This is a genomic window from Humibacter sp., assembly GCF_051954055.1.
In the GTDB taxonomy this organism is placed as follows: Bacteria; Actinomycetota; Actinomycetes; order Actinomycetales; family Microbacteriaceae; genus Humibacter.
The window spans coordinates 1-4164 of record NZ_JBQCIE010000125.1; the positions used below are offsets into that span (position 1 = coordinate 1).

The window sequence follows — 4164 nt, forward strand, 5'->3', positions numbered from 1 at the left end:
CTGCCACGCGATCGAGCGGACGCAGCGCGAGCACGACGATGAGCAGTCCGACTCCCCCGGCCGCGGCGATGGCGACGGCGGTGACGAGCAGGAAGATCGTCAGCAGTTGAGCCGTCGTCGCGTTCACGTCGGCCAGTGGCAAGCCGATGACGAGGGTTCCGCTAGGGAGCTGCACCGCCTCCATGCGAACCTGGCCGAGCGTTCCGCCGAGGTCGACGTCCACGGGCCGACTGCTTGGCGCGATGGCTGCGATGTTCGCGTTGGCGTTGCCCGAGACCGACTGCTGGGATGCGCTCGGGTCGCGCGGGCTGAGATAGCCGTACTTCACGTCGCCCTGGTCGCTCACCACCGCGACCACGGTTCCGGCGCTGAGTCCTGGCGTTCGCAAGACTCTGGTCACCAGGTCGGACGCCGTCACTCCGCCGGGCTCGTTGACCGCTCCCATTGCCGCGTAGAAGGCACGACTCGCGGCGTACTCCACCTGGTGGTCGAGCTGCCCGACCAGGTAGGTGCGCAGGAACAGCGCGCTCACCAGGCTGACCACCACACCCAGCACGGCGACGAGCGCGACGACGGAGAACACGAGCTTGGTACGCAGCGTCATGCGACGCAACGGATGCAGCATCCTGCGCCACCACGATCCGCCGGTCCGAGGTCCCCGGTTCGGTCCCGCCGCAGCGTCGCCCTCGTGCGGGTTCGGCGTGCCCGGTGAGGCCGTCGTACTCATGGGTTCACTCCTGACGGGGAACGGGTGGGCGCGCGACCTACTCCGCTGCCTTGATCATGTAGCCGGCGCCGCGCACGGTGTGGATCATCGGCGACCGACCCGCATCGATCTTCTTGCGCAGGTAGGAGATGTACAGCTCGACGACGCTGGAGGTGCCGCCGAAGTCGTAGCTCCACACCCGGTCGAGGATCTGCGCCTTCGAGAGCACGCGGCGCGGGTTGCGCATGAGGTACCGCAGCAGCTCGAACTCGGTGGCGGTGAGCGAGATGCCCTCGCCCGCCCTGGTCACCTCGTAGGAGTCCTCGTCGAGCACGAGGTCTCCGACGACGATGCGCGGATCCTGCGTGTCCGCGATCAGTGCGCGCGACCGGCGCAGGAGCGAGCGCAGCCTGGCCACGAGCTCCTCAAGGCTGAACGGCTTGGTCACATAGTCGTCGCCGCCGGCCGTGAGCCCCGCGATGCGGTCGTCGAGCGAGTCCTTCGCCGTCAGGAACAGCACCGGCGTCTCTCCGCCGCCCTCGCGCATCCTCGCCATCACCTGCAGGCCGTCGATGTCGGGGAGCATGATGTCGAGCACCACCGCGTCCGGGTTGAACTCGCGGGCCACGGTGAGCGCCTGCTGGCCGCTCGCGGCCGACTTCACCTCCCAGCCCTCGTAGCGAAGGGCCATCTGCAGCAGATCGGTGAGGGTGTGCTCGTCGTCGACGACGAGGATGCGGATGGGCGAGCCGTCCGCGTGGTGCAACGGTGCGGGCGCGGACCGGAGCTGGCCGCGCTCGGAGCTGGCGAGAGAGGTGGACATGTTTCCCATTATCGAGAGCACAGTCCGAGACGACTGTGCTGCAGTTATGCGGAGTCTGAGAGTCAGCCATCCGGCTCTCAAGGATCGCTCAGCCCGCTGCATCGCAGTGCGTACGGCTTCGCAGGGTCGCCGTCACTCCCAGGGCCAACGCACAAGTACGGCATAGGGGCGCCACAAACCGGATGCCTACGGTTCCTCCAGACCCCACGGAGGACCACTATGTTCGGAACCTATCTGCGCCGGGAACTGCTCGGGCGCCGCAGACAGACCATCATCATCGCCATCGGCATGGCGCTGGCGATCGCGCTCGTCATCATCGTGAACTCGGTGGCCGCCGGGGTGAAGAACGCGCAGGCGCAAGTGCTGCAGTCGGTCTACGGCGTCGGCACGGATGTCACGATCACGAAGCCGGTCAGTGCGCCGAAGGCGGGCACCGACCAGGTTCAGGGGCCGAGGTTCGACTTCGGTGCGAACTCCGGTTCCCAGGGAAGCGATGGCAGTCGCACGGTGGACTCCTCCCGGCTGAGCGTCGGCTTCGGCACGAACACGATGAGCGCATCGGCGCTCGCGAAGGTGCAGAAGACCTCAGGCGTCGCCGCCGCATCCGCCGTGCTCTCGCTGCAGAACACGAGCTTCAAGGGCACGCTCCCCGACTTCAGCCAGCGCGGCCAGGGCCGCCAGAACGGGTCGAGTGGCGGATCGGGAGCGACGGGTGGAGCAGACGGTAAGGGCGGCAGCTCGTTCCAGGTGAACTCGTTCAGTGTCATGGGCATCACACCGGGTGGCAAGGCCGTCGGTCCGGTCGCTTCGACCGCGCTCGACAAGGGCCGCACGCTCGCCTCGTCCGACAAGGGCAAGGATGTCGCGGTGCTCGATGCGAGCTACGCCAAGACGAAGAGCCTCTCGGTCGGTGACAGCATCAGCATCGGTGGCAAGGACTTCAAGATCGTCGGCACCGTAAAGCCCACCGGTTCCGACTCGGCGACCGCATCGAACGTGTACGTGCCGCTGGATGTCGCACAGTCGCTCTCCAGCCAGACCGGGAACGTCTCCACCATCTACGTCACCGCTCAGTCCGCGGCCGACGTCGACGCGTTGAAGACATCCCTTCAGAAAGTGCTCCCCGGCACAACGGTCTCGACACAGGCGGATCTCGCCTCCACCGTCTCCGGGTCGCTCGGCAGCGCGAGCCAGCTCGTCTCCAACCTCGGGACGTGGCTGTCGGTCATCGTGCTCGCTGCGGCGTTCCTGATCGCGATCCTGTTCACGATCTCCGGCGTCACGCGGCGCACTCGCGAGTTCGGAACGCTGAAGGCGATCGGATGGTCGAACCGCCGCATCGTCGGACAGGTCGCGGGCGAGTCCGTGGTGCAGGGGGTTATCGGCGGGATCGCCGGCATCGCGATCGGTCTGATCGGGGTGCTCATCGTCAATGTGATCTCACCGACGCTCACCGGCGGTGTCTCCCGCGGCGGGTTCGGCGGAGCACTCGCGGCCGGCGCACGCCGCGCCTTCGGAGGCGGAACGGGGAGCGGTTCCACGGGGACAGCGACCGGTGGTTTCGGCGGCGGTGGCGGCTTCGGCGGCGGTGGCGGTTTCGGCGGAGCAGCCCGAGCCGCGGCATCCTCGTCATCCACGCAGGTGGACCTCAGCGCACCCATCACGGTCTGGATCATCGTGATCGCGGTCGGCCTCGCGATCCTCGGGGGCCTGCTTGCCGGTGCGATCGGTGGATGGCGCGCCTCCCGGCTGCGTCCGGCCGAGGCCCTGCGCTCGGTGCAATAGGGCTCGGTGCCCGAGGAAGGAACGCAAATGTACACGCTGAAGAACGTGACCAAGGAGTACCCGGGAAAGGGGCGCAAGGTGACGGCGCTGAACGACGTCACGATCGACATCCCCGACGGCCAGCTCGTTGCGGTTCAGGGGCCGACGGGCGGCGGAAAGTCCACCCTCCTCCAGATGCTCGGCGCGCTCGACCGGCCGACGTCGGGAACCGTCGAGCTCGACCAGTCAAGCCTCGGCAAGCTGGGAGACCACAAGCTCACCGGCATCCGTGGCAAGGAGATCGGCTTCGTCTTCCAGGGCTTCAATCTCATCCCGACGCTGACCGCACTGGAGAACGTGGAGACGGCGCTGGTGCCGCTCGGTGTCCCCGCTGCGGAGCGGCGAGACAGGGCGACCAAGGCGCTGGAGTCGGTCGGGCTGGGCGACCGCGGCGACCACCGGCCCACCGAGCTCTCCGGCGGACAGCAGCAGCGCGTCGCGATCGCGCGGGCACTCGTGAAGGAGCCGGACGTGCTGCTGGCGGACGAGCCGACCGGCAACCTCGACGAAGAGACGCGGGACGAGATCATGGACCTTCTCGAGGGCCTCTGGCGTGACCGCGGCCTCACCCTCGTGATCGTCACCCACGACTCCGCGGTGGCACGTCGCGCACAGCGCCGCTTGCACATCAAGCAGGGCAAGGTGAAGGAGGTCGCATAGCGCGCCCCTGCCCTTCCGGTGTGGCCGGGCGTACCATACGTCCGGTTCACGTGAGGGTCAGGCCACGAAGACGTCGCGCAGCGTCACCGTGCGTAGCCGGCGTTCGCGGAGGATGTCGAGCAACTGCCCGTACACCTGCGTCACCGGGTCG

Annotated in this window: 3 protein-coding genes and 1 pseudogene; 2 read left to right on the forward strand and 2 right to left on the reverse strand. The window is 67.9% G+C overall.

Going from position 1 to position 4164, the window contains the following annotated elements; genetic code table 11:
* Both ACTHNC_RS16580 and ACTHNC_RS16585 read right to left on the reverse strand, forming a co-directional pair.
* Nucleotides 1–727, reverse strand: a pseudogene (locus ACTHNC_RS16580) (hypothetical protein); the annotation flags it as partial.
* A 37-nt stretch (nucleotides 728–764) separates the two neighbouring features.
* The gene (locus tag ACTHNC_RS16585; RefSeq protein ID WP_440295728.1) at nucleotides 765–1529 is read right to left on the reverse strand and encodes a response regulator transcription factor; all 765 of its coding nucleotides are present in this window, start codon (nucleotides 1527–1529) and stop codon (nucleotides 765–767) included.
* A gap of 219 nt (nucleotides 1530–1748) precedes the next feature.
* Between ACTHNC_RS16585 and ACTHNC_RS16590 the strand changes: the two genes are divergently transcribed.
* Both ACTHNC_RS16590 and ACTHNC_RS16595 read left to right on the forward strand, forming a co-directional pair.
* A complete protein-coding gene (locus ACTHNC_RS16590; protein WP_440295729.1) occupies nucleotides 1749–3314 on the forward strand; it encodes an ABC transporter permease in 1566 nt (521 codons plus the stop codon).
* Nucleotides 3315–3341: 27 nt separating this feature from the next.
* Nucleotides 3342–4013 (forward strand): ABC transporter ATP-binding protein, encoded by a 672-nt coding sequence (locus tag ACTHNC_RS16595; RefSeq protein ID WP_440295730.1) that lies wholly within the window; start codon nucleotides 3342–3344, stop codon nucleotides 4011–4013.
* Nucleotides 4014–4164 lie beyond the last annotated feature (151 nt).